Source organism: Streptomyces sp. RLB3-17 (assembly GCF_007113425.2).
GTDB lineage: Bacteria > Actinomycetota > Actinomycetes > Streptomycetales > Streptomycetaceae > Streptomyces > Streptomyces mirabilis_D.
In genome coordinates, this window is record NZ_CP041610.2 from 8,026,473 (window position 1) to 8,050,752 (window position 24,280).

17 protein-coding genes are annotated in these 24,280 nt (G+C 70.1%); 13 read left to right on the forward strand and 4 right to left on the reverse strand.

Features of this window, described 5'->3' with window-relative positions; all coding sequences use genetic code 11:
* Positions 1–48 precede the first annotated feature (48 nt).
* From FNV62_RS36295 to FNV62_RS36305, 3 genes are read left to right on the forward strand one after another with little or no spacing between them, the layout of a single operon-like run.
* Complete coding sequence (locus FNV62_RS36295; protein WP_143628338.1) at positions 49–2,028, forward strand: beta-galactosidase; 1,980 nt, start codon at positions 49–51, stop codon at positions 2,026–2,028.
* The gene (locus FNV62_RS36300) at positions 2,025–4,298 is read left to right on the forward strand and encodes a glycosyl hydrolase family 95 catalytic domain-containing protein (RefSeq protein ID WP_143603073.1); all 2,274 of its coding nucleotides are present in this window, start codon (positions 2,025–2,027) and stop codon (positions 4,296–4,298) included. Before FNV62_RS36295 ends, FNV62_RS36300 begins: the two co-directional genes overlap by 4 nt.
* A 35-nt stretch (positions 4,299–4,333) precedes the next feature.
* Positions 4,334–5,047 carry a glycoside hydrolase family 12 protein gene (locus FNV62_RS36305; RefSeq protein WP_143603074.1) on the forward strand — a complete coding sequence of 238 codons (714 nt, stop codon included), beginning with the start codon at positions 4,334–4,336 and terminating at the stop codon, positions 5,045–5,047.
* Between the two features lie 17 nt (positions 5,048–5,064).
* On the opposite strand, the gene FNV62_RS36310 is transcribed toward FNV62_RS36305, so the two are convergent.
* From FNV62_RS36310 to FNV62_RS36320, 3 genes are all read right to left on the reverse strand, one after another.
* Positions 5,065–5,556, reverse strand: a complete 492-nt coding sequence (locus FNV62_RS36310; protein WP_143603075.1) for a hypothetical protein — start codon at positions 5,554–5,556, stop codon at positions 5,065–5,067.
* Between the two features lie 116 nt (positions 5,557–5,672).
* Positions 5,673–7,724 (reverse strand): TIM-barrel domain-containing protein, encoded by a 2,052-nt coding sequence (locus tag FNV62_RS36315; RefSeq protein ID WP_143603076.1) that lies wholly within the window; start codon positions 7,722–7,724, stop codon positions 5,673–5,675.
* Between the two features lie 187 nt (positions 7,725–7,911).
* The gene (locus FNV62_RS36320; protein WP_060901179.1) at positions 7,912–8,925 is read right to left on the reverse strand and encodes a LacI family DNA-binding transcriptional regulator; all 1,014 of its coding nucleotides are present in this window, start codon (positions 8,923–8,925) and stop codon (positions 7,912–7,914) included.
* 338 nt (positions 8,926–9,263) lie between these two features.
* Between FNV62_RS36320 and FNV62_RS36325 the strand changes: the two genes are divergently transcribed.
* From FNV62_RS36325 to secA, 4 genes are all read left to right on the forward strand, one after another.
* Positions 9,264–10,070 (forward strand): GH12 family glycosyl hydrolase domain-containing protein, encoded by an 807-nt coding sequence (locus FNV62_RS36325; RefSeq protein WP_143603077.1) that lies wholly within the window; start codon positions 9,264–9,266, stop codon positions 10,068–10,070.
* A gap of 164 nt (positions 10,071–10,234) precedes the next feature.
* Entirely contained in the window at positions 10,235–12,166 is a 1,932-nt protein-coding gene (locus FNV62_RS36330) for an acyl-CoA dehydrogenase family protein (protein WP_054235427.1), read from the forward strand.
* Between the two features lie 103 nt (positions 12,167–12,269).
* Entirely contained in the window at positions 12,270–12,755 is a 486-nt protein-coding gene (locus tag FNV62_RS36335) for a hypothetical protein (RefSeq protein ID WP_054235302.1), read from the forward strand.
* A gap of 16 nt (positions 12,756–12,771) precedes the next feature.
* Positions 12,772–15,540 (forward strand): preprotein translocase subunit SecA, encoded by a 2,769-nt coding sequence (gene secA / locus FNV62_RS36340; RefSeq protein WP_186003135.1) that lies wholly within the window; start codon positions 12,772–12,774, stop codon positions 15,538–15,540.
* Positions 15,541–15,570: 30 nt separating this feature from the next.
* On the opposite strand, the gene FNV62_RS36345 is transcribed toward secA, so the two are convergent.
* Positions 15,571–16,023: a lamin tail domain-containing protein gene (locus tag FNV62_RS36345; protein ID WP_054235300.1), complete on the reverse strand. Its 453-nt coding sequence runs from the start codon at positions 16,021–16,023 to the stop codon at positions 15,571–15,573.
* 220 nt (positions 16,024–16,243) lie between these two features.
* On the opposite strand from FNV62_RS36345, the gene dxr reads away from it, so the two are divergent.
* The 6 genes from dxr to FNV62_RS36375 all read left to right on the forward strand — a co-directional run bounded on the left by dxr (position 16,244) and on the right by FNV62_RS36375 (position 24,150).
* Positions 16,244–17,527 carry a 1-deoxy-D-xylulose-5-phosphate reductoisomerase gene (gene dxr, locus FNV62_RS36350; RefSeq protein WP_054235299.1) on the forward strand — a complete coding sequence of 428 codons (1,284 nt, stop codon included), beginning with the start codon at positions 16,244–16,246 and terminating at the stop codon, positions 17,525–17,527.
* Positions 17,524–18,828 carry a M50 family metallopeptidase gene (locus FNV62_RS36355; protein WP_054235298.1) on the forward strand — a complete coding sequence of 435 codons (1,305 nt, stop codon included), beginning with the start codon at positions 17,524–17,526 and terminating at the stop codon, positions 18,826–18,828. Before dxr ends, FNV62_RS36355 begins: the two co-directional genes overlap by 4 nt.
* A 174-nt stretch (positions 18,829–19,002) precedes the next feature.
* Positions 19,003–20,160 carry a flavodoxin-dependent (E)-4-hydroxy-3-methylbut-2-enyl-diphosphate synthase gene (gene ispG / locus FNV62_RS36360; protein WP_097286446.1) on the forward strand — a complete coding sequence of 386 codons (1,158 nt, stop codon included), beginning with the start codon at positions 19,003–19,005 and terminating at the stop codon, positions 20,158–20,160.
* A 590-nt stretch (positions 20,161–20,750) separates the two neighbouring features.
* Positions 20,751–21,599, forward strand: a complete 849-nt coding sequence (locus FNV62_RS36365) for a GNAT family N-acetyltransferase (RefSeq protein WP_097289235.1) — start codon at positions 20,751–20,753, stop codon at positions 21,597–21,599.
* Between the two features lie 211 nt (positions 21,600–21,810).
* Positions 21,811–22,380: a GNAT family N-acetyltransferase gene (locus FNV62_RS36370; protein ID WP_143628340.1), complete on the forward strand. Its 570-nt coding sequence runs from the start codon at positions 21,811–21,813 to the stop codon at positions 22,378–22,380.
* Positions 22,381–22,452: 72 nt separating this feature from the next.
* Positions 22,453–24,150, forward strand: a complete 1,698-nt coding sequence (locus FNV62_RS36375; protein WP_054232840.1) for a proline--tRNA ligase — start codon at positions 22,453–22,455, stop codon at positions 24,148–24,150.
* Positions 24,151–24,280: the final 130 nt, after the last annotated feature.

A 24,280-nucleotide genomic window follows, 5' to 3' on the forward strand; every position in this document is an offset into this window, starting at 1 on the left:
GTACCTCGGTACGAACGGGCGTGGCATCCAGTACGGGGAGCCGGTCTGATGCCGACGCTCGCAGACGCCACGCGTGGCCGCATCCTCTTCGGCGGCGACTACAACCCCGAGCAGTGGCCGGAGGAGCTCTGGCGGGAGGACGTACGGCTCATGAAGGAGGCCGGCGTCAACTCCGTCACCGTCGGCGTCTTCTCCTGGGCCAAGCTCGAACCGACGCCCGGGGCGAGGGAGTTCGGCTGGCTCGACCGGCTCATGGACCTGCTGCACGAGAACGGCGTCGGGGTCGTCCTCGCCACCCCCACCTCCTCGCCCCCGCCCTGGATGGGCCGGCTCCACCCGGAGACCCTGCCCCGCGACGCGGACGGCCGTGTCGAGTGGTGGGGCGGCCGCCAGCACTTCGCCCACTCCAGCGCCGCCTACCGGCGCCACGCCGCCGCCATCACCGAGGACCTCGCCGCCCGCTACGGCGGCCATCCCGCCCTGACGATGTGGCACATCAACAACGAGTACTGCACCTACGACTGGGGCGACGAGGCGGCCGCCGCCTTCCGCCGCTGGCTCCAGGACACGTACGGCACGCTCGACGCGCTCAACACCGCCTGGGGCACCGTCTTCTGGAGCCAGGGCTACGACGACTGGGAAGGCGTTCTCCCGCCGCGCCACGCCCACTACATGAACAACCCCACCCAGGTCCTCGACTTCAAGCGCTTCACCTCCGACGCCCTCCTGGAGTGCTATCTCGCCGAACGCGACATCGTCGCCCGGCACACCCCGCACATCCCCGTGACCACCAACTTCATGCCGTTCTGGCAGGGCCAGGACGCCTGGGCGTGGGCCGAGCGGGAAGACGTGGTCTCCGTCGACATCTATCCGGACCCGCGCGACCCGCTCGGCGCCCAGTACGGCGCGCTCATCCACGACATGACCCGTTCACAGGCCCACGGCGGGCCCTGGATGGTCATGGAGCAGGCGGCGGGGCCCGTGAACTGGCGTGGTGTGAACCACCCGAAGCCCCGTGGGCTCAACCGGCTCTGGTCCCTCCAGGCCGTCGCGCGCGGCGCGGACGCCGTCTGCTACTTCCAGTGGCGGCAGTCCCGGCAGGGCGCCGAGAAGTTCCACTCCGGGATGGTCAGCCACGCGGGGGAGCGGGGCCGCACCTTCCAGGAGGTCAAGCGGATCGGGGCCGAACTCGCCCTGCTGAGCGACAAGGTGACGGGCACCCGGGTCGTCGGCGCCGACGTCGCCGTACTGCTGGACTGGAACGCCTGGTGGGCGAGTCAGCAGGACGGGCGGCTGTCCTGCGAGGTCGACCACCAGAGCGTCGTACGCGCCTGGCACCGCGCCCTGTGGGAGGCGAACACCACCACCTCCTTCGCCCACCCCGAGCACGACCTGTCCGGGTACAAGCTGGTCGTCGTCCCACAGCTGTACCTGCTGACGGACAGGGCGATCGACAACCTCGTCGGGTACGTACGCGGCGGTGGCACCCTCGTCTCCGGCTTCCTGACCGGCGTCGCCGACCAGGACGACCGGGTGCGGCCCGGCGGCATGGACGAGCGGCTGCGCGCGCTCTTCGGCATCCGCACCCTGCACGAGTGGTGGCCGCTCGACGCCGACGAGAAGGTCGAGGCCGAGGGCTTCCGCGGCACGCTGTGGTCCGAGGAGATCGAGGCCGCGGACGACACCTACGCCGTCGTCCGGTACAAGGGCGGTGAGCTGGACGGTCTTCCGGCCGTACTGCGCAAGGGCCGCGCCTGGTACCTGTCCACCCTTCCCGAGCCCGAGGCGCTGTGGCCGCTGCTCGCCGGGATCGCCGAGGACGCGGGCGTACGGCCGCCACTCGACCACCTCCCGGCGGACGTGGAGGCGGTACGCCGGGGCGAACTGCTGTTCCTGCTCCACCACGGGCGGGACACGGTGACCGTGCCGGTGCCGGGACGCCACCGCGACCTGCTGACCGGCGAGGACGTCGTCGATGCCGTGGAGCTGGGGCGGTACGGCGTCGTCGTACTGGAGGCAGCGCCATGAGCGAACCCGCGGGCGGCCCCACCGACGATCCCGCCGACGGCCCCACGGACGCTCCCGTCCACGGCTCCATCGACGCCCCCGTCCACGGCACCTGGGAGCCCGCCCCCGCCGCCCGCTGGGAGGACGCCTTCCTGAGCGGGAACGGCCGACACGGCGTCATGGTGTTCGGTGATCCGAACGACGACCGGGTCATCGTCAACCACCATTCCCTGGTCCGCCCGAACGGCAGTGAACACGCCCGGCCGCCCGAGCTGGCCGAACGGCTGAGGAGCGTCCAGGACCGGTTGCTGGCCGGTGACGTCGACGCCGGGGAGGACTTCACCGACGGGCGACCCCTGCTGTGGGTACAGCCCTTCCACCCGGCCTTCCAGGTGCGGCTGCGCCGGGCGCCACGGGAGTCGCGCGCGTACCGGCGCGAGGTCGACTTCACCACCGGCGTCGTCCGCGCCGAGTGCGGGGGCCGGCGCGGCGAGGTCTTCGTGTCGCGCGCGGACGACGTCATCGTCCAGTACGTGACGGAGGCCGACCTCACCGTCGACGTGACGCTCGACCACCGACTGCCGGGCGTACCCGTCGACTTGGGGGTGGGCCACGGTTGCGTGCGCACGCCCGAAGGCGCTCTCCTCACCCTGCGGGCCCGCTATCCGGGCAGCGAGCGGGCGTACACCGGTGTGACGCTCGCCGTGGTCACCGGGGGCCGGACACTCACCGCGCCGCCCGGGATACGGGTCGAGGGAGCGCGTTCGGTGCTGCTGCTCACGCGGGTACGGCGGCACGAGGGGGAGTGGGACACGCTCGCCGAGGCCCGTGAGCTGCGCGCCCTGCTGCCCGACGGCGACGAGGACGCGTACGACCGTCTCCTCGCCCGGCACACCGCCCTGCACCGCCGCGCCTACCTTCGGGCGGGCCTGGAGCTGGGCGCGGACCCGGCCGAACGGGCGCTCCCGGGATCGGAGTTGGTCCGCCGTCCGAAGAGCCGCGCCCTGCTGGAACGGCTCTTCGCGGCCGGTCGCTACCACCTGCTGTCCGCCGCCGGAATGCTGCCGCCACGGCTGACCGGGCTGTGGACCGGCGACTGGGACACCGCTTGGTCCGGGGCTTTCACCACCGACGCCAACGTCAATCTCCAGACGGCGTCGGCCGCCGCGGCGGCGCTCCCGGAGGTGTCCGAGGCCCATGCCGCCCTGATCCACGGACAGTTGCCGCACTGGCGCGACAACGCCCGGGCGATCTTCGGCGCCCGGGGCGTCGTCGCCCCCGCGCACACCGACGGCGAGTCCGGTCACATCTACCACCTCAGCCGCGAGTACCCGCTGCACGTGTGGACCGCGGGCGCCGACTGGCTGCTGAAACCCCTCGTGGACCACGACGAGACGCGCGGCGCACGCGACCCGCGCCTGGCCGCCGCGCTCGCCGAAGTGGCCCGGTTCTACGAGGACTTCCTCACCCGGACCGACGAGAACGGCCACGTCGTGATCGTGCCGTCGTACTCGCCGGAGAACCGGCCCGCCACCGCGCGCTGGATCACCCTCAACGCCGCCATGGACCTCTCCGCGGCGCGCCACGCCCTGCGCACGGCCGCCGACCACCACCCCGGACCCGACGCCGAGCGCTGGCGCGCCCTCGCCGACCGGCTGCCGCCGCACCGCGTCAACGCCGACGGAGCACTCGCCGAGTGGGCCTGGCCAGGCCTCGACGACACCTACGACCACCGGCACCTCAGCCACCTCTACGGCGTCTGGCCGCTCGACGAGATCAACCCGTACGACACCCCCGAGCTCGCCGCGGCGGCCCACCGCGCCCTCGTTCTGCGCGGCGCCGAGAACGACTCCGCGCACGGCCACCTCCACCACGCCCTGGTGGCGGCCCGGCTACGGGACGCGGCGCGGGTGGCGGGCGCCCTCGACAACGTCCTGGCCGGGGACTTCTTCCATGTCTCCCTGATGAGCGGCCACTACCCGAACCGGCACGTCTACAACGCGGACGCCGCCCACACGCTGCCCGCCGTGCTCATCGAGACGCTCGTCCACTCCACGCCCGGCCGGCTGGTCCTCTTCCCCGCGCTCCCCACGGCGTACCCGAGCGGCCGGCTCCACGGCATCCGCACCCGGTTCGGCGCCGAGGTCGACCTGACCTGGAGCCCGGAGGAGCGCACGGCCGTCATCCGCCCCACCCGCAGCACGCGGATCGATCTCAGGACTTCCGCCGGCGCGCGACCGCTCTCCCTGAGCGCCGGAGAAGACTGCGTCCTCACCCTGGGGCCGCAGTAGCACCCGCAGTTCCCCCCACCCATGGAAGGGACACCATGGCACCACGGACACTCGGCAGGGCCGCCAAGGCCCTGCTGGCCCCCGCGCTCGCGCTCGGCGCCACCGTCGGCCTCGCCTCCGCCCCCGCCCAGGCGGCCGTCTGGAACTCCTGCGAGCAGTACGGGAACACCAGCCTCAACGGGTACACGCTCTACAACAACATCTGGGGCTCCGGCGCGGGCAGCCAGTGCATCTGGGCCAACTCCGGCACCAACTGGGGAGTGTGGGCCAACCACCCCAACACCGGCGGCATCAAGTCGTACCCCAACGCCAAGAAGGTGATCAACAAGTCGATCACCTCGCTCGGCTCGCTCACCAGCGGCTACAACGTCACGGTCCCGTCGTCCGGCGCGTACAACACGTCGTACGACATCTGGGACACCGGCTACAAGTACGAGATCATGCTCTGGGTGAACAAGACCGGAGCCGTCGGCCCGCTCGGCACCTCGCAGGGCACCCTCACCCTCGGCGGCCACACCTGGACCGTCTACAAGGGCAACAACGGATCCAACGACGTGTTCTCCTTCGTGCGCACCTCGAACTCCAGCTCCGGCACCGTCGACGTCCTGCCGATCCTCAAGTGGATCAAGGACACCAAGGGCTGGTTCGGCAACGTGACCATCGGCGACCTCCAGTTCGGCTTCGAGATTACGTCCTCGTCCGGCGGCCTGGACTTCGTGACCAACAGCCTCTCGGTCAGCAGTAGTTGACCGACGCCCCAGCGGCATCAGTGGCTCGGTTCCCGCGTCGCGCGGGGGCCGGGCCGTCGCGATATGAGCCGCGCGGCACCGGCGCACCCGGCGCCGGCCAGCGCGAAGCCCAGCACGCCGGGGTTCAGGTAGTCGGGGACGGCGTCGGTGACATGGCCTTCGCCGTCCCCCGTCTCGCAGACGAACCGGATGGGCAGGTAGCGCACCGTGTAGTCGACGCTGCCGGGGTCCTGCGCCCGCTGCTCCCGGCCCGGTGCGCGACAGGGCCGCAGCGGTGCCGAGTCGGCGCCGTTCTCCGCCGCGTCCATGACCGCGCCGACCAGATGGGCCAGGCCCCACACGTACAGGAGGGCCGTGGCGGCCCCCATGAGAGCGGCGACGACGCGCAGCCACACCACGCGGTCGGCCTGCCGCAGGCCGATCCGGCCGAGGGTGCCGAAGCAGTACCCGACGAAGGCGAAGGCCGCGACCAGTCCCCCGGGGACGAGTAGCAGGAGCAGGTACACCATCCGGTGACTTCAGCAGTCCAAGGTCGCCTCGGCTGTGATGGAGCCCACAGTTCCGGCAACAGCGCGGTCACAGGGCGTGTGGGGAGGCCGGCCTGGCCTCCCCCACACGCGCGTGGCTACTCCGCCACCGGCAGTCGGGCCCCGTCCCGCAGGAACAGCGGGATGCGGTCCAGCGGGGCGTCGACGGTGACGGCCGCGCCGCCCTCGTACGTCTCACCGGTCCACGCGTCGGTCCACCGGGCGCCCGCCGGAAGGTACGCCGTACGCACCGTCGCGCCCGCCGTGAGCACCGGCGCGACCAGGAGGTCGGAGCCGAAGAGATAGGAGTCGTCGACCGACCAGGCCGCGTGGTCCTCGGGGAACTCCAGGAACAGGGGGCGCATCACCGGCAGCCCCTCCTCGTGGGCCTCCCGCATGACGTCCAGCACATAGGGCTTCAGCCGCTCGCGCAGCCGCAGGTACTTCTCCAGGATCGCGCCGACCTCCTCGCCGTACGACCAGACCTCGTTGGGGCCGCCGGTCATGTCGGGGCCCAGCGGCATACCGGGGTCGCGGAAGCCGTGCAGGCGCATCAGCGGGGAGAGCGCGCCGAACTGGAACCAGCGGACCATCACCTCGCGGTACGCCGGGTCGTCGGGGTCGCCGCCGTGGAAGCCGCCGATGTCGGTGTTCCACCAGGGGATGCCGGAGAGCGCGGTGTTGAGGCCCGCGGCGATCTGGCGGCGCAGGGTCGCGAAGTCGGTGCCGATGTCGCCGGACCACAGGGCGGCGCCGTAGCGCTGACTGCCCGCCCATGCCGAGCGGTTGAGGGTGACGACCTCGGTCTCGCCCGCCGCGAGCATGCCTTCGTAGAAGGTGCGGGCGTTCTCACGGGGGTAGAGGTTGCCGACCTCCAGACCCGGACCCGCGTGGTAGCGCAGGTTCTCCTGGAAGCCCGGCTTCAGCTCCGGCTCGCAGGCGTCCAGCCAGAAGGCCGAAATACCGTACGGATCGAGGTAGTTGTCCTTCACACGTGACCACAGGAAGTCACGGGCCTCGGGGTTCGTCGCGTCGTAGAACGCCACCTGGACGGTGGAGGCGACCTCCTTGTCGGGCCAGTCGGCGTGGGCCATCGGGCCGTACTGGGTGCCGATGAAGTAGCCGCGCTGCTCCATGAGCGGGTGGTTCTCGGACAGCGGGGAGACCGACGGCCACACGGACACGACCAGCTTGACGCCGAGTTCGGCGAGTTCGCGCTGCATCGCCGCCGGGTCCGGCCACTCGGCCGGGTCGAACTTCCAGTCGCCCAGGTGGGTCCAGTGGAAGAAGTCGCAGACGATGGCGGACAGGGACAGGCCCCGGCGCTTGTACTCCCGTGCCACGTCGAGGAGTTCGTCCTGCGTGCGGTAGCGCAGCTTGCACTGCCAGAAGCCGGCCGCCCACTCGGGCAGCATCGGCGTACGGCCGGTGGCGGCGCTGTAGCGGCGCTGGGCGTCGGCCGGGGTGCCCGCGGTGATCCAGTAGTCGAGCTGGCGGGCCGAGTCGGCGACCCAGCGGGTGCCGTTGCCCGCGAGCTCGACCCGACCGATCGCCGGGGAGTTCCACAGGAAGGTGTAGCCGCGGCTGGAGGTGAGCACCGGGACGGTGACCTCGGCGTTGCGCTGGACCAGGTCCAGGACCGCGCCCTTCTGGTCCAACAGCCCGTGCTGGTGCTGGCCGAGGCCGTACAGCTTCTCGCCCTCGTACGCGGCGAAGCGCTGCTCCAGGCGGTGGTGGCCGTTGCCCGTCGGGGTGTACAGGCGCGGGCCCGGCCACCAGAAGTGGGCGCGCTCCTCGGCGAGGAGTTCCGTGCCGTCGGCCGTGCGGAGGAAGCGGACCTGGCCCTCGGCGTCGACCTCGACGGTCAGCGCGCCGACCGTCAACCGGCCCTCGCCGTCCTGGATCTTGACGGTGCTCTCGGTCACCTGCGGCTCGTCGAGGAGCGCGCCGGGGAGGCCTTCGAGGACCGCGCCGCCCAGGCGCGCGCGGACCCGGACCGCGTCAGGGCCCCAGGGCTCGATACGGACGGTCTCCTGACGGCCGCTCCACTCCAGCGCGCCGTCCCGCTCACGGAACGTGCCGACGGTCGGGGAGGACTGCGCGAGGCTGACCGCGCCTGACTGGGTCTGGTTTTCGGCAGGCTGATTCACGGGGGCGCTCCTGAAGGAATGCAGACATGAGGAATGCAGGCATGCGGACATGGGGGTGCCCGGCGAGGAGGGCACAACGCTGGGGCCGGGGGGGCTGAGGCTGGGGCAGTGCAGTGCAGTGCAGTGCAGTGCGGTGTGATGCGGTGCGGTGAAGGCCGGGCAGGGGAATGGTGTGGCCGGGCCCCGGTCAGGCGGCGGTCGGCGCCGGACCCGTGCTCGCCCGTACCGTCAACTCGGGTGCGATGAGCACGACTTCGTCCTTGCCGTGCCCTTCCAGCTTGGCGATCAGATGCTCCACGGCGAGTCGGCCCATCTCCTGCGCCGGGATGGCGACCGAGGTCAGCCGCACCGAGGCCTGTGTCGCGACCTGGTCCGGGCAGATCGCGATCACCGACACATCCTCGGGGACGGCCCGGCCCTGCTGACGCAACAGCGCGAGCAGCGGCTCGACCGCGGACTCGTTCTGCACGACGAAGCCCGTGGTGCCGGGGCGCTCGTCGAGGATGCGGGCGAGAGTCAGGGCCATCGCGTCGTACCCGCCCTCGCAGGGGCGGTGCAGCACGCGCAGGCCCAACTCCCGTGAACGGGACCGGAGTCCGTCGAGGGTGCGCTCGGCGAAGCCGGTGTGCCGCTCGTAGACCGCGGGGGCCTCGCCGATGACAGCGATGTCACGGTGGCCCAGCAGCGCGAGGTGCTCGGCGCACAGCGCGCCCGTCGCGCCGAAGTCGAGATCGACGCAGGTCAGGCCGGAGGTGTCGGCGGGCAGGCCGATCAGTACGGAGGGCTGGTCCGTCTGGCGCAGCAGCGGGAGCCGTTCGTCGTCGAGCTCCACGTCCATCAGGATCATCGCGTCGGCGAGCCCGCTGCCGGTGACACGGCGCACGGCGTCGGGACCCTCCTCGCCGGTGAGCAGGAGCACGTCGTAGCCGTGCGTGCGGGCGTGGGTGGCCACCGCGATGGCGATCTCCATCATCACGGGTACGTACATGTCGGTACGGAGCGGAACCATCAGCGCGATGATGTTGGACCGGCTGCTCGCCAGGGCCCGGGCGCCCGCGTTCGGGTGGTATCCGAGCTCCTGGATGCTCCGCTCGACCCGCTGCCGGGTGCCCGCGGAGATGGACCGCTTGCCGCTGAGGACATAGCTCACCGTGCTCGCCGAGACTCCGGCGTGCTGGGCGACCTCGGCGAGGGTGACCATCCAGCTCTCCAAGCATTGTGTGAAGCGCTTCGACAGTGCGCATTGCGGATAAGGGCGTGTGAGGGTGGCTCGACAGTAGCCCGACGGGTGGTGGGTGTCCATAGGTTGTCGAAGCGCTTCGACAGGATTCTTGCGGTGCGGGTCGGGAGTCGTTGTCGTGCCGCGCGGCGGCATGTACGCGGTGCCGCGCTCAGGCGTGTCTCCAGTGTCGTGCGTCGGCGCGTTTCCCGCGCCGGACTTCGCCACGCGGCGGCAACCTTTTGCACGCGGCGGCAACCTTTTGAGGACCGGTGATCACTGAGAAGGCGTACGCAGACCGTTTTCCGGAAGGACCTCCGATGCAACACCGCCGACCGCGCCTGTCCAAGAAGGCGAAGACGATGCTCGCGGGAACGGTGGCGCTCGCGGCCGCCGCGGGCGTCACCGTCGCCCAGGCGGGCGAGGCCGACAAGAAGTGCGGCGCCTTCGACACCGTCACGATGGGCAAGTACTACGTCAACAACAACCTCTGGGGGCAGGACGACGGCACGGGCACCCAGTGCGTCTGGGACACCTCGCGCTCCGGCGACACCGTCGGCTGGGGCACGAACTACACCTGGACCAGCAAGGCCGGCAAGGAGAACAGCGTCAAGTCGTACGCTAGTACCGTGCTCGGCTGGCACTGGGGCTGGAAGACCGACAAGGCGGCCACCGAACTGCCGGTCCGGGTCGGCGACCGCAAGCCGGTCAGAACCAGCTGGGAGTTCTCGGTCGGTTCCGACCCCGGCACCATGAACGTCGCGTACGACCTGTGGCTGCACGCCAAGGGCAACGCGGACTGGCAGGACCGGCCCACCGACGAAGTCATGGTCTGGCTCAACCGGCAGGGCGGCGCGGGCCCCCTCGGCACCAAGTACGGCAGTGTGAGCCTCGACGGCGCCATGTGGGACATCTACCAGGGCGACATCGGCTGGAAGGTGTACTCCTTCGTCCGCCGCGCCAACACCACCAAGGCCTCCCTCGACCTCGACGACTTCACCCAGGCCCTGGTCCGCCGCAAGCTGCTCGGCAACGACAAGTACCTCTCCGGCATCGAGTCGGGCAGCGAGGTCTTCCGGGGTTCGGGACGGCTGGACACCAAGGCGTACTCCGTCGACATCGGCTGAGACCGGCCGGCATCGGCCGGCATCGGCTCAAACCTATGGGGTACACGTTCACGCGAACGCGCGCGAGGACTGGTGGGGTCACCCGTATTCGGGTAAATACGATCGAGTAGCACCGATCGGTAACGAAGGTCCCCAAGATCCCTATGCGCGGCGAGGTGAGCCTCATGTCCGCAACACCCCACCAGCCCACCGTCACTGAACGTGAGGCACGACAGGTCGCGGAGGCGGCCCGCGAGCAGGACTGGCGCAAGCCCAGCTTCGCCAAGGAACTGTTCCTCGGCCGCTTCCGCCTCGACCTGATCCACCCGCACCCCATGCCCGCCGAGGACGACGTACAGCGCGGCGAGGAGTTCCTCGCCAAGCTGCGCGACTTCTGCGAGACGAAGATCGACTCGGCCCGGATCGAGCGCGAGGCACAGATTCCCGACGAGGTCATCGACGGCCTCAAGGACATCGGCGCCCTCGGCATGAAGATCGACACCAAGTACGGAGGCCTCGGCCTCACCCAGGTGTACTACAACAAGGCGCTCGCCCTCGTCGGCTCCGCGAACCCGGCGATCGGCGCCCTGCTGTCCGCGCACCAGTCGATCGGCGTACCGCAACCGCTGAAGCTCTTCGGCACCCAGGAGCAGAAGGACGTCTTCCTGCCGCGCTGCGCCCGCACCGACATCTCGGCCTTCCTCCTCACCGAGCCGGACGTGGGTTCCGACCCGGCGCGGCTCGCCACGAGCGCCGTTCCGGACGGCGACGACTACGTCCTCGACGGGGTGAAGCTCTGGACGACCAACGGAGTCGTCGCCGATCTGCTCGTCGTCATGGCGCGCGTCCCGAAGTCCGAGGGCCACAAGGGCGGCATCACGGCGTTCGTGGTGGAGGCCGGCTCCGAGGGCATCACCGTCGAGAACCGCAACGCCTTCATGGGGCTGCGCGGCCTGGAGAACGGCGTCACCCGCTTCCACCAGGTCCGGGTCCCCGCGGCGAACCGGATCGGCCCGGAGGGCGCGGGCCTGAAGATCGCCCTCACCACCCTCAACACCGGCCGCCTCTCGCTGCCCGCCATGTGCGTCGGCGCGGGCAAGTGGTGTCTGAAGATCGCCCGCGAATGGTCGGCGGCCCGCGAGCAGTGGGGCAAGCCGGTCGCCCTGCACGAGGCCGTCGGCGCGAAGATCTCCTTCATCGCGGCGACGACGTTCGCGCTGGAGGCCGTCGTCGACCTGTCGTCGCAGATGGCCGACGAGAACCGCAACGACATCCGCATCGAGGCCGCCCTCGCCAAGCTGTACGGCTCCGAGATGGGCTGCCTGATGGCCGACGAACTCGTCCAGATCCGCGGTGGCCGCGGCTTCGAGACCGCCGCGTCGCTCGCGGCCCGCGGCGAGCGGGCGGTGCCCGCCGAGCAGATCCTGCGCGACCTGCGTATCAACCGCATCTTCGAGGGCTCGACGGAGATCATGCACCTGCTGATCGCCCGTGAGGCCGTGGACGCCCACCTCTCCGTGGCCGGTGACCTCATCGACCCCGACAAGTCCCTCTCGGACAAGGCGAAGGCAGGCGCGAACGCGGGCGTGTTCTACGCCAAGTGGCTGCCGAAACTGGTCGCGGGCCCGGGGCAGCTCCCGCGCTCGTACGGCGAGTTCAACCGGCACGTGGATCTCTCCCCGCACCTGCGCTACGTCGAGCGCAACGCCCGCAAGCTCGCCCGCTCCACCTTCTACGCCATGTCCCGCTGGCAGGGCCGGATGGAGACCAAGCAGGGCTTCCTGGGCCGGATCGTCGACATCGGCGCCGAGCTCTTCGCGATGAGCGCGGCCTGTGTGCGCGCCGAGCACCTGCGTCTCACCGGGCAGCACGGCCGCGAGGCCTACCAGCTCGCCGACGCCTTCTGCCGCCAGTCCCGCATCCGCGTCGACGAACTCTTCGGCCGCCTGTGGAGCAACACCGACGACCTCGACCGCAAGGTCGTCAAGGGCGTACTGGCGGGCACGTACGAATGGCTGGAGCAGGGCGTGATCGACCCGTCCGGGGATGGCCCCTGGATCGCCGACGCGACGCCCGGCCCGAGCCGGAAGGAAAACGTCCACCGCCCCATTCGCTGACCTTTTCCCCAGGAATTCACTCCCGTCCCGGTTCGCCATTCCGCCGCTTGCCGCACCGAATATGTGCGTCAACAATGAGGAGAATGGCGAACGGGGACGGCAGATGCGCCAAGGAATCGGGGAAGAACACGGTCACGGCCTTTCCGCGCAGCTGACGCGCGCCCGCGCCGAGGCCCGGCTCCAGCTCGACGAACCGGATCTCGTACGGGCCCTGCGGACCGTCCGCAAAGAGGTGCGGCCGCTGGCGCAGAAGCTGCGCGAAGTCGCGCCCGAGACCTTCGAGGCGCACCGCGACGCCCTCGCGGTTCTCCTCAACGACTGCGCGCTCGCCCTGGTCGACACGGAGCCGCGCCCGCCGGTGCCCTCCTTCGACGCCGTACGGATCCGGCGCATCGACCTCCGTGACGTCGACGGTCTGCTGGACGCCGGACGGCCGGGGGAACGGCCCGTCATCCAACAACTCTTCAAGAGCGCGCTCGACGTGGTCGACGATCCCGTCCTGCGCGAGGTGATCAAAGCGAATCAGCAGGGCGTCCACATTCTGCAACGAGCCAATCACTGGATTCGGCTGCTCGCGGACGCCGTTTAGTTCTGGGGGAATTCCTATGCCGGGCAAAGGTCTGGACGTCATCACCGGCAGGATCATGCGGGCCGGCGAGGGCCGGGTGCTGCGCAGGCTCCAGCGCGTCGTCGATCAGGTCAACTCCCTGGACGAGGAGTTCAGGGCCCTGTCCGACGAGGATCTCCAGTCCCTCACCCCGGAGTTCCAACAGCGCCACGCCGACGGCGAGAGCCTGGACGACCTGCTGCCGGAGGCCTTCGCCACGATGCGCGAGGCGGCCCGGCGGACCCTGGGCATGCGTCACTTCGACGTCCAGGTGATGGGCGGCGCGGCGCTGCACCTCGGCAACATCGCGGAGATGCAGACGGGGGAGGGCAAGACCCTCGTCGCCACCCTCCCCGTCTATCTGAACGCGCTGGCAGGCAAGGGGGTCCACCTCGTCACGGTCAACGACTACCTCGCCGAGCGCGACGCCGAGTGGATGGGCCGTGCCTACCGCTTCCTGGGCCTGACCGTCGGTGTCATCAAGTCCGATTCGACGCCCGCCGCACGCCGCGCCCAGTACGCCTGCGACATCACCTACGGTACGAACACCGAGTTCGGCTTCGACTACCTGCGCGACAACATGGCCTGGTCGAGGGACGAACTCGTGCAGCGCGGCCACCACTTCGCGATCGTCGACGAGGCCGACTCCATCCTCATCGACGAGGCCCGCACCCCGCTGATCATCTCCGGTCCCGCCGACCAGCCCACCCAGTGGTACGAGGCGTTCGCGGGGCTCGTACGACGGATGAAGGGCGTCCGCGTCCAGGAGGAGCTCTTCACCCGCCCGGCCGAGAAGGAGGAACTGACGGCGCTGCGGGCCACGTACGACTACGAGTACGACCCCAAGAAGCGCACCGTCGCGATCCTGGACCGGGGCGTCGAGTACCTCCAGGACCAGCTCGGCATCGAGAGCCTGTACGAGTCCGACCACACCTCCCTCATCGGACACCTCAACAACGCCCTGAAGGCCAAGGAGCACTTCAAGAGGGACAAGGACTACGTGGTCGTGGACGGCGAGGTGCTGATCGTCGACGAGCACACCGGCCGCATCCTCGCGGGCCGCCGCTACAACGAGGGGCTGCACCAGGCGATAGAGGCGAAGGAAGGGGTGACGATCAAGGACGAGAACCAGACCCTCGCCACGATCACCCTGCAGAACTTCTTCCGCCTCTACGAGAAGCTCGCCGGCATGACCGGCACGGCGATGACGGAGGCGGCCGAGTTCCACCAGATCTACCAGCTCCAGGTCGTGCCGATCCCGACCAACCGGCCCCCGAGGCGCGCCGACGACCCCGACCAGATCTACCGCACCGCGGACGCCAAGTACGCCGCGATCGTGGAGGACATCGCCGAGCGGCACGCCCAGGGGCAGCCGATCCTCGTCGGCACCACGTCGGTGGAGAAGTCCGAACTGCTCTCCGCGCTGCTCAGGAAACGCGGTATCCGGCACGAGGTGCTCAACGCCAAGAACCACCAGCGCGAGGCCCAGATCGTGGCTCAGGCGGGCCGCAAGGGCGCCGTCACCGTGGCCACCAACATGGCGGGCCGCGGCACCGACATCATGCTCGGCGGCAATCCCGAGTCCCTCATAGCCGCCGAGCTGGAGAAGAGCGAACTCACCGAGGAGGAGCACCCCGACGCCTGCCGCGAGGTGCGTGAGCGCGTCACCGCCGCGGTCGGGGCGGCGTACGAGGAGGTCAAGGAGCTCGGCGGGCTCTATGTGCTGGGCACCGAGCGCCACGAGTCCCGCCGTATCGACAACCAGCTGCGCGGCCGCTCGGGGCGCCAGGGCGACAACGGGGCCTCCCGCTTCTACCTCTCCCTGGAGGACGACCTGATGCGCCTGTTCCGCGCCCAGGTCGTGGACCGCGTGATGGCCATGGCGAACGTCCCCGACGACATCCCCATCGAGAACAAGATGGTCACCCGCGCCATCGCCTCCGCCCAGGCCCAGGTCGAGCAGCAGCACTTCGAGTCCCGCAAGGACGTCCTGAAGTTCGACGAGGTGCTCAACCGGCAGCGCACCCTCATCTACGCCGAGCGCCGCCGCGTCCTGGCGGGGGAGGACCTGCGCGAACAGCTCCTGCACTTCATGGACGACACCGTGCGGGCGTACATCGGACAGGAGACCGGCGAGGGCTTCCCCGAGGAATGGGACCTGGAGCGGCTCTGGGGCGCCTTCGCACAGCTCTATCCGGTGCGGGTCACGATCGAGGGCCTGGAGGAGGCGGCCGGCGACCGCGCGAACCTCACCCCCGAGGACCTGGTCGAGGCCGTGACCCGGGACATCCACGACCGCTACGAGGACCGCGAGGCCGAACTCGGCGCCGAGGCCCTGCGCGACCTCGAACGCCTGGTCGTCCTCAACGTCCTCGACCGCAAATGGCGCGAGCACCTCTACGAGATGGACTACCTCCGCGACGGCATCGGTCTGCGCTGGACGCTCGGCCGGGAACCCATCGTCGAGTACGAGCGTGAGGGCTTCGACATGTACGGCGCGATGACCGACGCCATCAAGGAGGAGTCCGTCGGCTACGTCTTCAACCTGGACGCCTCCGGCGGGCCCGGGGCCCTCGAACGCCGCGACCGGGTCGAGGACCTGCACTTCACGGCCCCCACCATGGACACGGCGGAGGGCGTGGTCGAGGGCGGCTTCGCCCCGGCGGACGCCGACGCGCCCGCGACCGCCCCCGCGCCGGCCGCCGCGCCGTCACGCGGCGGCGCGCGCCCCGGCAGGTCCAAGGCGCGGCGCCGCCGCAAGCGGTGAGGGCGCGGGGGCCGGCGGCGACGGCAGGGGCTAGCAGTACTTGTCGCTGGGGTCCCGCGTCGTCCACGAGCACGCGTCGACCTTGCCGCCGTTCGCCTTGGTGAGCGTGGCGGTGTCGCTGGTGTTGTTCCAGACGTACGCGCGGCGGTTCTGGTACTTGTCCCCCGCGGTGTCCCGGCCGCTGCCCGTGTGCACCTTCATGGTCTTGTGCGCCCCGATCTTCACGTTCGGGAAGGTGTACCTGTGGTTCGAGACGTCCTTCAGGATCCAGCCCTTGAGCGAGATCGCTGTCGAACTGGTGTTCTTGATCTGTACCCACTCGGCGTTGAGGCTCGCGTTGGAGCGGTTGTCCGAGCCGGGGCTGTCGAACCAGACGTGGTAGATGGTCACACCGCCGGCCGCCTGTGCCGGAGTGCTGAGAAGGAACGTGCCCGTCAGTGCCACGGCGCCCGCGAGCGCGGGCAGGGCAGCGCGTATCCGCATGAGAACCCCCCAGGGTGTCGCCCCCCGGCCGGTCGTCCACCGGCCAGTGAGAGTGACGACGTGCATGAAGTGCTATCACATGATCTTCACGCTGGTTTCACAAAGGGTGATTTCACTTCCTCCGGTACGTCGGGGTGCTAATGGGGCCAGAAGAGAGGAGAAGGGAGGAGAAGTGGGGAGCCCTGTCCTGCGCGGGTCGCGCAGCGGCCACAATGGGGGGATGAGCGACAGTCCAGCCCCCCTCGCTGATCCGCATCTCGTCTTCGACCCCGTGGACGGAGTCCGGGACGTCGTGATCCTCGGCTCCACCGGCTCGATCGGCACCCAGGCCATCGACCTCGTGCTGCGCAACCCCGACCGGTTCCGGGTCACCGCGCTCTCCGCCGCCGGCGGCAGGGTCGCACTGCTCGCGGAGCAGGCCCACCGGCTGCGCGTACGCACGGTCGCGGTCGCGCGCGAGGACGTCGTACCGGCACTGCGGGAGGCGCTCACGGCCGAGTACGCACCCGGCGAGACCCTTCCCGAGATCCTGGCCGGCGCGGACGCCGCCACCCAGCTCGCCGCCTCCGACTGCCACACCGTCCTCAACGGCATCACCGGCTCCATCGGCCTCGCCCCCACCCTCGCCGCCCTGGAAGCGGGCCGCACCCTCGCGCTCGCCAACAAGGAATCGCTCATCGTCGGCGGCCCGCTGGTGAAGGCGCTGGCCAAGCCCGGTCAGATCATCCCGGTCGACTCCGAGCACGCGGCGCTCTTCCAGGCACTGGCGGCCGGCACGCGCGCCGATGTGCGCAAGCTGGTCGTGACCGCCTCCGGCGGACCCTTCCGGGGGCGTACGAAGGCGGAGCTGGCGAACGTCACTCCCGCCGAGGCGCTCGCGCACCCCACCTGGGCCATGGGCCCGGTGATCACCATCAACTCCGCGACCTTGGTCAACAAGGGGCTGGAAGTCATCGAGGCGCACCTCCTCTACGACATTCCCTTCGATCGCATTGAGGTGGTCGTGCACCCGCAGTCGTATGTCCACTCGATGGTTGAGTACACAGACGGATCGACATTGGCCCAGGCGACGCCCCCCGACATGCGGGGACCGATCGCCATCGGTCTCGGCTGGCCCGAACGCGTCCCGGACGCGGCGCCCGCCTTCGACTGGACCAAGGCGTCGAGCTGGGAGTTCTTCCCGCTCGACAACGACGCGTTCCCCTCCGTCGGGCTCGCCCGGCACGTGGGGCAGCTCGCGGGTACGGCCCCGGCGGTGTTCAATGCCGCCAACGAGGAGTGCGTGGACGCGTTCCTGAACGGCGCCCTGCCGTTCAACGGGATCATGGAGACCGTCACCCGGGTGGTCGAGGAACACGGCACACCCGGAACGGGAACTTCCCTGACCGTGGCGGACGTCCTCGAAGCGGAGACCTGGGCGCGCGCCCGGGCCCGTGAACTGACCGCACAGACGGCACCGACAGCGCCCATGGCACAGACGACAACCGCGGAGGCTCGTGCATGACGACCCTGATGATGATCCTCGGCATAGTCGTCTTCGCGGTCGGCCTGCTCATCTCGATCGCCTGGCACGAGCTGGGACATCTGTCGACGGCCAAGCTCTTCGGCATCCGGGTGCCGCAGTACATGGTCGGCTTCGGGCCGACCATCTGGTCACGGAAGAAGGGCGACACCGAGTACGGGGTGAAGGCGGTTCCGCTCGGCGGCTACATCCGCATGATCGGGATGTTCCCGCCCGGCCCGGACGGCCGTATCGAGGCGCGCTCCACCTCCCCCTTCCGGGGCATGATCGAGGACGCCAGGTCGGCCGCCTTCGAGGAGCTCCAGCCCGGCGACGAGACCCGCCTCTTCTACACGCGCAAGCCGTGGAAGCGCGTGATCGTGATGTTCGCGGGCCCGTTCATGAACCTCGTCCTGGCCGTCGCGATCTTCCTCGGCGTGATGATGACGTTCGGGGTGCAGACCCAGACCACCACGGTCGGCAAGGTCTCGGACTGTGTCATCCAGCAGAGCGAGAACCGGTCGAAGTGCGCGGCGAGCGACCAGGCCGCGCCGGCCAAGGCCGCCGGGCTCAAGGGCGGCGACAAGATCGTCGCGTTCAACGGCAAGGTGATCGACGACTGGGCGGCGCTGCAGTCCGACATCCGCTCCAACCCCGGCAAGGACGTCACGCTCACCGTTGAGCGGGGGGGCCAGAAGGTCGACCTGACCGCTCACCTGATCAAGAACCAGGTCAGCAAGACCGACGGCAACGGCGGCTATGTCGAGGGCAAGTACGTGTACGCCGGCTTCCTCGGCTTCACGCCCGCCTCCGGCATCGTCCAGCAGTCGTTCGGCCAGTCCGTGAACCGTATGGGCGACATGATGCAGAACGGCGTCGAGTCGCTGGTCTCGCTGCCCGGCAAGATCCCCGACCTGTGGAACGCGGCCTTCGGCGACGGACCGCGCAAGGCGGACTCCCCGATGGGCGTGGTCGGCGCGGCCCGTATCGGCGGTGATGTCTTCACCCTCGACATCCCGGCATCGCAGCAGGTCGCGATGATGCTGCTGCTGGTCGCGGGCTTCAACCTCTCCCTGTTCCTGTTCAACATGCTCCCGCTGCTCCCGCTCGACGGCGGTCACATCGCGGGCGCGCTGTGGGAGTCGCTGCGGCGGAACGCGGCGAAGGTGCTGAGGCGGCCGGACCCGGGCCCGTTCGACGTGGCCAAGCTGATGCCGGTGGCCTATGTGGTGGCCGGAATCTTCGTCTGCTTCACGATCCTCGTCCTGATCGCGGACGTTGTTAACCCGGTGAAAATCTCCTAGACGGTCTCTTGGCAGGACACCGTTCGTGGCGGCCGGGCACCCTGGGTGCCCGGCCGCCATCCGTTGGGTGGGTTTAGGGGCGTGATGTGCTCGGGCGTGCGCCGGTGCCGTAATCTCGGAGCCTGGAGCCCACGATTCCGGGACCTTGATCCACAACTTGGGGTTGCACAGCAGATGACTGCGATTTCTCTCGGCATGCCGTCCGTTCCGACCAAGCTCGCCGAGCGTCGGAAGAGCCGGCAGATCCAGGTCGGAACCGTGGCCGTGGGTGGAGACGCACCCGTCTCGGTGCAGTCGATGACGACCACGCGTACGTCGGACATCGGCGCCACGCTGCAGCAGATCGCCGAGCTGACGGCCTCCGGTTGCCAGATCGTGCGGGTGGCCTGCCCGACCCAGGACGACGCCGACGCGCTCGCCACGATCGCCCGCAAGTCCCAGATCCCGGTCATCGCGGACATCCACTTCCAGCCGAAGTACGTCTTCGCGGCGATCGACGCGGGCTGCGCGGCCGTCCGTGTGAACCCCGGCAACATCAAGCAGTTCGACGACCAGGTCAAGGAGATCGCGCGGGCCGCGAAGGACACCGGCACCCCGATCCGGATCGGCGTCAACGCGGGCTCGCTCGACAAGCGGCTCCTCCAGAAGTACGGCAAGGCGACCCCCGAGGCGCTCGTCGAGTCCGCCCTCTGGGAGGCGTCCCTCTTTGAGGAGCACGACTTCCGGGACATCAAGATCTCGGTCAAGCACAACGACCCGGTGGTCATGGTCAACGCGTACCGCCAGCTGGCGGCGGCGTGCGACTACCCCCTGCACCTCGGTGTGACGGAGGCGGGCCCCGCCTTCCAGGGCACGATCAAGTCGGCGGTGGCGTTCGGAGCGCTGCTCTCCGAGGGCATCGGCGACACGATCCGGGTGTCCCTGTCGGCGCCGCCCGCCGAGGAGGTCAAGGTCGGTCTCCAGATCCTGGAGTCGCTGAACCTCAAGCAGCGAGGCCTGGAGATCGTCTCCTGCCCGTCCTGCGGGCGTGCCCAGGTCGACGTGTACAAGCTGGCGGAAGAGGTCACCGCCGGTCTCACCGGCATGGAGGTCCCCCTCCGCGTCGCCGTCATGGGCTGCGTCGTGAACGGTCCGGGCGAGGCCCGCGAGGCCGACCTCGGCGTCGCCTCCGGCAACGGCAAGGGGCAGATCTTCGTCAAGGGCGAGGTCATCAAGACCGTCCCCGAGTCGAAGATCGTCGAGACGCTCATCGAGGAAGCGATGAAGCTCGCCGAGCAGATGGAGGCCGACGGCATCGCCTCCGGCGAGCCTTCGGTGTCGGTGGCAGGCTGATCCACGGGCGGAACCACCGCGTCCCGCCTCCGCCGCCCCTACCCTCCCCCCTGCTCTCGGCTTCGCTCGAGCAGGGGGGACCCCCATCATCCCCAGAGGCTCCGCCCCTTCCACCCCGCCAGGGGCGCTGCGCCCCTTGGACCCCCGCAACGGCCTGAAGGACCTCGTCCTCACACGCCGGCCGGGCTGAAGGGCGCGGGCCGGGGTGGACGGCGGGCGGCCCTCGCTCTCGAACGCCGGGCGACCCGGGGCTTTCAGGGGCGCGGGGAACTGCGCGCCCAGCCCTCACGCACCCGCAGACAAGCGATCCGGGGCCGTCGTCGTATCCGGGGCGCAGCCCGGCCCCAAGGGGCGCGGGGAACTGCGCGACCAGCCCCCACCCAGCCGCGGACAAACGACCCCGGACGAACGGGTATCCGGGGCGGAGCCCCGGTCCAGGGGGCGCGGGAAACTGCGCGCACCGTTCACGCCGGCCCGCGGCCGTAGCCCGGGCCGGTACAAGAAGCCCGGGCCGGTACAAGGGGCGGCGAGCCACAACCTCGCCAGGTACAGTGCGGAGATCAGCAGACCGTATGGTGAGGCCCCCGCACGTGTTGACCCAGACCACCACCAGGGTCCTCGAACCGAGTGACCTGGACGCCGCGCTCGCCGTCCTCGACCGCGACCCGGTCGCGAACGCATTCGTCGCGTCCCGGGTACAGGTCGCGGGCCTCGACCCCTGGCGGCTCGGCGGCGAGATGTGGGGCTGGTACGAGGACGGCATGCTGCGGTCCCTCTGCTACGCGGGCGCCAACCTGGTCCCGATCTGCGCCACCCCCCGTGCCGTCCGCGGCTTCGCGGACCGGGCGCGAAGGGCCGGCCGCCGCTGCTCCTCGATCGTCGGCCCCGTCGAGGCCACCGCCCAGCTGTGGCGGCTGCTCGAACCCAGCTGGGGCCCGGCCCGCGAGGTCCGCGCCCACCAGCCCCTGATGGTCACCGACCGCCTCCCCGCCGACATCGCCCCGGATCCGTACGTCCGCCGCATCCGCAAGGACGAGATGGAAACGATCATGCCGGCGTGCGTGGCGATGTTCACCGAGGAAGTGGGCGTCTCACCGCTCGCCGGTGACGGCGGCCTGCTCTACCAGGCGCGGGTGGCCGAACTCGTCGGCACCGGCCGTTCGTTCGCCCGTCTCGACCAGAACGGCAAGGTCGTCTTCAAGGCCGAGATCGGCGCCGCCACCCGGCAGGCCTGCCAGGTCCAGGGGGTGTGGGTCGACCCCGAGTACCGGGGACAGGGGCTGGCGGCCCCGGGCATGGCGGCCGTCATGCGCTACGCCCTCGCCGACATCGCCCCGCTCGTCAGCCTCTACGTCAACGACTTCAACACCCCGGCCCGGGCGACGTACCACCGTGTCGGCTTCCAGGAGGTCGGCGCGTTCATGAGCGTGCTGTTCTAGCGCTCGCAGAGGCCCGGGGAACTCCCCGACCGACCTCGGAAAGGCCCCCGACCGACCTCGGAAAGGCCCTCGACCGACCTCGGAAAGGCCCCCGACCGACCTCGGACCGGCCCCAGGCCGACTCCCGATCGGCCCCCGACCCGGCCGCACCCGACACAACCTCCCGTAGTCCCGGCGCAATCCGGCGAACCGCCCCGGTAGTCTCCCCGGCATGCTGCGCTTTCCCGGTCAGGGCCCCCGCAACCCCGACGACGTGGTCGTCGGCCCGCTGGATCTCGCGGCGCGCGTCGACGAGGCGCTCGCCGTGCAGGCCCTCGCCTTCGGGCTCGGCGCCGACGAGGTCGCCGTACGCCGGCAGATCGTGCTGCGTCACCTCACCTACCCGGGAGCACGCGCACTCGGCGCGACGACGGTCGACGGACGGCTCGTCGGCTTCGTCTACGGCATGCCCAACGACCGCACCCACTGGTGGTCCACCGTCGTGGAACCGTATCTGCGCGCCCAGGGACGCGACGCCTGGCTCGACCACTCCTTCGTGATCACCGAACTGCACGTCCTCCCGCACTACCAGAACCACGGCGTGGGCCGGTCCCTGATCACCGGCATCACGGACAGCGCCACCGAACCCCGCTCGATCCTCTCCGCCATCGACACCGACAGCCCGGCCCGCGGCCTCTACCGCTCGCTCGGATACGAGGACCTCGCGCGGCAGGTTCTCTTCCCCAGCGCACCCAAGCCGTACGCCGTCATGGGCGCCCCTCTGCCCCTCCGCAGGCGCTAACCGATTTCCACCGGGATGGGCCGCCCGGCTAACCTCCTAGCCATCACCCTTACGCAGCAGGAGTCGAGAACCATGGCCCAGGTCCAGCGCATGTCCCGTTTGATGGTCAAGACACTGCGTGACGACCCGGCGGACGCCGAGACGCTCAGCCACAAGCTGCTCGTCCGCGCCGGCTACGTGCGCCGCAACTCCGCCGGCATCTGGACCTGGCTGCCGCTCGGCAAGAAGGTCCTCGACAACATCTCCCGCGTCGTACGCGAGGAGATGGACGCCATCGGGGCGCAGGAGGTCCTCCTGCCTGCCCTGCTGCCCAAGGAGCCCTACGAGGCCTCGGCCCGCTGGGAGGAGTACGGCGACCTCCTCTTCCGCCTGAAGGACCGCAAGGGCGGCGAGTACCTGCTCGGCCCGACCCACGAGGAGATCTTCACGCTCGTCGTGAAGGACCAGGTCGCGTCCTACAAGGACCTGCCGGTCATGCTGTACCAGATCCAGACGAAGTACCGCGACGAGGCCCGCCCGCGCTCCGGCGTGCTGCGCGGCCGCGAGTTCCAGATGAAGGACTCGTACTCCTTCGACACGACGGACGAGGGCCTCGCGCACTCGTACGCGCTGCACCGCGCCGCCTACCAGAAGATCTTCGCCCGCCTGGGCCTGGACTACCGCATCGTGTCGGCCGTCTCGGGCGCCATGGGCGGCTCGGCGTCGGAGGAGTTCCTCGCCCCCGCCGCGGCCGGTGAGGACACCTTCGTGGACTGTCCGTCCTGCGACTACGCGGCCAACACGGAGGCCGTCACCTTCGCCCTGAAGCCGGTGGACGGTTCCGGCGTCGGCCCGGTCGAGGAGCTGGACACCCCCGACACCCCCACCATCGAGACGCTCGCCGAGCACCTCGGTGTCCCCGCCTCCGCCACCCTCAAGAACCTCCTGGTCAAGGTCGACGGCGAGATCGTGGCCGTAGGCGTCCCCGGCAACCGCGAGGTCGACCTCGGCAAGCTGGGCGAGCACCTCGCCCCCGCCGTCGTCGAACTCGTCACCGCCGAGGACTTCGAGGGCCGCGGCGACCTCGTCCGCGGCTACGTCGGCCCGCAGGGCCTGGAGAAGGTCCGCTACATCGCCGACCCGCGGGTGGCCCCCGGCACCGCCTGGATCACCGGCGCCAACAAGGTCAACACGCACGCGAAGAACGTCGTCGCCGGCCGCGACTTCGAGGTCGACGACTACCTGGACGTCGTCGTGGTGGAAGAGGGCGACCCGTGCCCCAAGTGCGGCACCGGCCTCAAGCTGGACCGCGCCATCGAGATCGGCCACATCTTCCAGCTCGGCCGCAAGTACGCCGACACCTTCCAGCTCGACGTCCTCGGCCAGCAGGGCAAGCCGGTCCGCGTGACCATGGGCTCGTACGGCATCGGTGTCTCCCGCGCGGTCGCGGCGCTCGCCGAGCAGTCGGCCGACGAGCAGGGGCTGTGCTGGCCCAAGGAGATCGCTCCCGCCGACGTCCACGTCGTCGCCGCCGGCAAGGCCCTGCAGACCGAGCTGGCCCTCGACGTGTCGGAGAAGCTCGGCGCGGCGGGCGTACGCGTCCTCGTGGACGACCGCGCCGGGGTCTCCCCGGGCGTGAAGTTCACGGACGCCGAGCTCATCGGCGTGCCGAAGATCCTGGTGGCCGGGCGCCGCTCGGCCGAGGGCGTCCTCGAGCTGAAGGACCGCCGCACCGGCGAGCGCGAGGAACTGACCGTGGACGAGGCGATCGCCCGCCTGGCGGCCGAGTAGCAGAACCGGCCGAGTAGCCAAACTGCTTGAAGTCTGCATTCAAAGACGTCTCTCAGAGACTTCTTCCGAGGCGTATGGCTGCCTCACAGACTTCTCTCAGGCTGCTCCCCGACCGTAGGACGTGACAGAG

Excerpts from the sequence above, each read along its gene's own strand:
- FNV62_RS36330 (WP_054235427.1), top strand. The coding sequence starts at position 10,235 with ATGTCCGCAACACCCCACCAGCCCACCGTCACTGAACGTGAGGCACGA.
- FNV62_RS36320 (WP_060901179.1), bottom strand. The coding sequence starts at position 8,925 with ATGGTCACCCTCGCCGAGGTCGCCCAGCACGCCGGAGTCTCGGCGAGC.
- FNV62_RS36300 (WP_143603073.1), top strand. The coding sequence starts at position 2,025 with ATGAGCGAACCCGCGGGCGGCCCCACCGACGATCCCGCCGACGGCCCC.
- ispG (WP_097286446.1), top strand. The coding sequence starts at position 19,003 with ATGACTGCGATTTCTCTCGGCATGCCGTCCGTTCCGACCAAGCTCGCC.
- FNV62_RS36370 (WP_143628340.1), top strand. The coding sequence starts at position 21,811 with ATGCTGCGCTTTCCCGGTCAGGGCCCCCGCAACCCCGACGACGTGGTC.
- FNV62_RS36325 (WP_143603077.1), top strand. The coding sequence starts at position 9,264 with ATGCAACACCGCCGACCGCGCCTGTCCAAGAAGGCGAAGACGATGCTC.
- dxr (WP_054235299.1), top strand. The coding sequence starts at position 16,244 with ATGAGCGACAGTCCAGCCCCCCTCGCTGATCCGCATCTCGTCTTCGAC.
- FNV62_RS36355 (WP_054235298.1), top strand. The coding sequence starts at position 17,524 with ATGACGACCCTGATGATGATCCTCGGCATAGTCGTCTTCGCGGTCGGC.
- FNV62_RS36335 (WP_054235302.1), top strand. The coding sequence starts at position 12,270 with ATGCGCCAAGGAATCGGGGAAGAACACGGTCACGGCCTTTCCGCGCAG.
- FNV62_RS36345 (WP_054235300.1), bottom strand. The coding sequence starts at position 16,023 with ATGCGGATACGCGCTGCCCTGCCCGCGCTCGCGGGCGCCGTGGCACTG.
- secA (WP_186003135.1), top strand. The coding sequence starts at position 12,772 with ATGCCGGGCAAAGGTCTGGACGTCATCACCGGCAGGATCATGCGGGCC.
- FNV62_RS36375 (WP_054232840.1), top strand. The coding sequence starts at position 22,453 with ATGGCCCAGGTCCAGCGCATGTCCCGTTTGATGGTCAAGACACTGCGT.
- FNV62_RS36295 (WP_143628338.1), top strand. The coding sequence starts at position 49 with ATGCCGACGCTCGCAGACGCCACGCGTGGCCGCATCCTCTTCGGCGGC.
- FNV62_RS36310 (WP_143603075.1), bottom strand. The coding sequence starts at position 5,556 with ATGGTGTACCTGCTCCTGCTACTCGTCCCCGGGGGACTGGTCGCGGCC.
- FNV62_RS36305 (WP_143603074.1), top strand. The coding sequence starts at position 4,334 with ATGGCACCACGGACACTCGGCAGGGCCGCCAAGGCCCTGCTGGCCCCC.